This is a genomic window from Mesorhizobium sp. WSM4808 (assembly GCF_055811675.1).
On sequence record NZ_JBVVQX010000068.1, the window covers coordinates 1 to 981 of the forward strand.

1 protein-coding gene is annotated in these 981 nt (G+C 61.6%); it reads left to right on the forward strand.

Annotated features, from left to right (window positions below; translation table 11 throughout):
- Positions 1–26 precede the first annotated feature (26 nt).
- On the forward strand, positions 27–981 hold a 955-nt coding region (locus tag AC0L2U_RS34705), incomplete at its 3' end, for a Ulp1 family isopeptidase (RefSeq protein ID WP_473603703.1).

Consider the following 981-nt stretch of genomic DNA (forward strand, 5'->3'; position numbering starts at 1 on the left):
TGTCAGACACCTATCGCGATGTTCCGTTGGTCGATCTGACCACCTCCTCCGATGCTCCGATCGGAGCTTTTCCGTCAAGCTCGTCCAACCTTCCCGCGGGCGCGGTGCTCGGGGCCACCGAACTGCTGAGCGACGCCCATATCCATAGGGATTACGAATTCCTCGAGCAGCAGCTGCAGCAGGTCGATCCAGCGCTCGCCGCTCGAACGCGGCTGGTGGATCCGTCGGTATCCCATCTGCTGCGCCACATGGAGCAGCAAGACGCGCGAGGTACATTGCAGTCGATTTATAATCGAAACGCCGGCCCACCCGACTTCCTGTTCGTGCCAGTGAACGATGGCACTCCTGGCAACCGCGGCACCCATTGGTCGCTGCTGCTCGTGGATCGCCGCGACCCGCAAAGAACGGTCGCCTATCACTACGACTCCATTCATCAGCAAAATCGACAGGGATACAACAACGCGCCTGCACTAGAGCTCGCAACAAGACTGGACGCGACCACCCTGGTGACACCCGCCATGGCGCAGCAGAACAACGGTGTTGATTGCGGCGTCTTCGTGGTGGACGGTACGCGCGAGCTGGTTCTTCGATTGGCGAACGAAGAGCGGCCAGGCCCGCAGCTGCCGTTGCACCTCGACTACCTCGTCGCCGATCGGCAGGCGCTGCAAAACCGACTGAGGCAGGGGCGCTTGCCGCACGAGCTTGCCGCAATCCCCGCGGATGCTTTTGCAGCAGCCGGGTCGCAGGTACAACACGCCGTCTTGCAAGAGCAGCAAGCCCGACAAGTCGCGCCAGCCCCGTTTGACCGGCACTTGGGCCAGACGCGCGAGGCCCAGGACGAGCTGATGAGTACACTTGACAGGAACAACCGCGTGAACAGCGGGGGCGTCATCATAAACAATGAACATCACACAGCCCTGTTGAGACCGGCGAAAAGGCAGAGGACTGAGAATCCGCAAAGCCTCGCAATCGGGCGGCAGC